This window comes from Pseudomonas sp. PA-4-8C, assembly GCF_021606625.1.
GTDB classification, from domain to species: domain Bacteria; phylum Pseudomonadota; class Gammaproteobacteria; order Pseudomonadales; family Pseudomonadaceae; genus Aquipseudomonas; species Aquipseudomonas lactis.
In genome coordinates this window covers 1-2,538 of the sequence record NZ_WKCD01000449.1, presented here as the reverse complement: position 1 = coordinate 2,538, position 2,538 = coordinate 1, and the positions used below count along the sequence as shown (strand labels likewise).

Below are 2,538 nucleotides of genomic sequence, written 5' to 3'. Positions count from 1 at the left end.
CACCCAAGCAATTTGACTACTCGAAAGAGCATCAGATTGCGGTGTGTGAAGACGAAGATGAACCGAAAGTTCGACGCTCACAAAACACCGAGATCTATCACCTACCCAATTTGCTGAAGCGAGGCCATCTGGTCACGACTCAGTACCCGAATTTCTTGACGACCATAGAGCATTGGAACCACCTGATCCCATCCCGAACTCAGCAGTGAAACGATGTATCGCCGATGGTAGTGTGGGGTTTCCCCATGTGAGAGTAGGTCATCGTCAAGATTAAATTCCGAAACCCCAATTGCGAAAGCAGTTGGGGTTTTGTTTTGGGCGCTCGAAAAGTGTCCACCTTGTCCCCGTACACTTGTTCGTCCTGTGTCCGCCCCGTGCACCACAGTGCTAAAGTCCATCCCTCGATTTTGCTTTTCCCAAGGAAGCCGTTATGCCGGACGCGACGTCCCTCAGCCCTGGATTCATGGTGGTTCATGGCAACCGCCTGGACGAGCTGCGAAGCCTGGTGGTCAGTTGGATGCGCCGTTACCCGCTGGCACCTTTGGAAAACGAAATCGCCCTGGTACAAAGCAACGGCATTGCCCAGTGGCTCAAGCTGGCCTTGGCCGAAGACCCGCAAGCCGATGATATGGGCGGCTGTGGCATTGCCGCAGCTATCGACGTGCAACTGCCTGGCAGCTTTATGTGGCAGCTTTATCGCATGGTCTTGGGCCGTGATGAGATCCCGCCCAAGTCCCTGCTTGATAAAGCCCCGCTGACCTGGCGCCTCATGCGCCTGTTACCCGAGTTGATCGACCAACCGCACTTCGAGCCGCTGCAACGCTTCCTGACGCAAGACACCGACCTGCGCAAACGCTACCAACTCGCCGAGCGCCTGGCTGACTTGTTCGACCAATACCAGGTTTACCGTGCTGACTGGCTGGAAGACTGGGCCGCAGGCCGGCACCAACTGCGCAATGGTCGAGGCGATTCCAAACCGCTCAACCCAGCCAACTGCTGGCAAGCCGAGCTATGGCGCGCGCTGCTGTTGGATGTAGGTGAAGCAGGCATGGCCGAAAGCCGGGCCGGCGTTCATCAGCGCTTCATCGAGCGCATCAACAGCCTTGAACAAGCACCTCCCGGCTTGCCTCCCCGGGTGATTGTCTTCGGCATCTCATCGCTGCCGGCCCAGGCGCTGGAAGCCTTGGCGGGCTTGGCTCGTTTCAGCCAAGTCCTGCTCTGCGTGCATAACCCCTGCCGCCATCATTGGTCGGACATCGTCGCCGACAAGGACTTGCTGCGTAACGAATACAAACGCCAGGCGCGCAAAACGGGCATGCCCGTCACTATCGACCCACAAACTTTGCACCAGCACGCCCATCCGCTGCTCGCTGCCTGGGGCAAGCAGGGCCGTGATTACATCAGTCTGCTGGACAGCTACGATGACCCCAACAGCTACCGCGCCGCATTTCGCGACGGCCGTATTGACCTGTTCAGCGACAGCGAACCCACCACGCTCCTCAACCAACTCCAGGACGATATCCTCGAACTGCGCCCGTTGAATGAAACCCGTGAGCTCTGGCCCGCTGTCGACTTGCAACGCGATACGTCGATCCGTTTCCATATCGCCCACAGCGCCCAACGCGAAGTGGAAATCCTCCACGACCAATTACTTCATCGCTTCAGCGCCGACCCCACACTGCGCCCTCGGGACATCATCGTCATGGTCCCCGACGTCGACAGCTACGCGCCGCACATTCGCGCGGTCTTCGGCCAGCTCGAACGCCATGACCCACGCTTCATCCCCTTCACCCTTACAGACCAAGGCCAACGTGGTCGCGACCCGCTGTTGATTGCTGTGGAGCACCTGCTCAAACTCCCCGACAGCCGCTTCCCCGTCAGCGAAATCCTCGACCTGCTCGACGTCCCGGCCCTGCGCGAACGCTTCGCCATCAAAGAGCGTGATCTGCCCACCTTGCATCGCTGGATCGAAGGCGCCGGCATCCGCTGGGGCCTGAACGCCGAGCAACGCGCCGGTTTAGGCCTGCCCACGGAGCTGGAGCAAAACAGTTGGCGATTCGGCCTGCGCCGTATGCTGCTGGGCTATGCCGTCGGCACTGGCTCGGCCTGCGGCGGTATCGAGCCGTATGACGAAATCGGTGGCCTCGATGCGGCCTTGATCGGCCCGCTGGTCGCCTTGCTCGATGCCTTGAACGATGCCCATCAGGCGTTATCAGAACCCGCCTCCCCACAGGCCTGGGGCGAGCGTCTACAACGCTTGATGCAGCTGTTTTTCCTGCCCAGCAGCGAGCACGATGACTATCTGCTGGGACAGCTCGAACAATTAAGAGAAACCTGGCTGGAAACCTGCGAGTCCGTTGGTCTGCAAGACGAGTTACCCCTTACGGTCGTGCGTGAGGCATGGTTGGCCGGATTGGATCAGGGGCGCCTGTCCCAGCGCTTCCTGGCGGGGGCGGTCAATTTCTGTACGCTGATGCCCATGCGTGCGATCCCGTTCAAGTTGGTTTGCCTGCTGGGCATGAACGACGGCGATTACCC

The 2,538-nt window shown here is 59.6% G+C and carries 1 protein-coding gene and 1 rRNA gene; both read left to right on the top strand.

What is annotated here, in order from left to right:
* Positions 1-154: 154 nt before the first annotated feature.
* Positions 155-270: ribosomal RNA gene (gene rrf / locus GIW04_RS29755) — 5S ribosomal RNA — on the top strand.
* Positions 271-430: 160 nt separating this feature from the next.
* Positions 431-2,538: exodeoxyribonuclease V subunit gamma (gene recC / locus GIW04_RS29750; RefSeq protein WP_236479538.1), on the top strand; the 2,108-nt coding region annotated here is incomplete at its 3' end.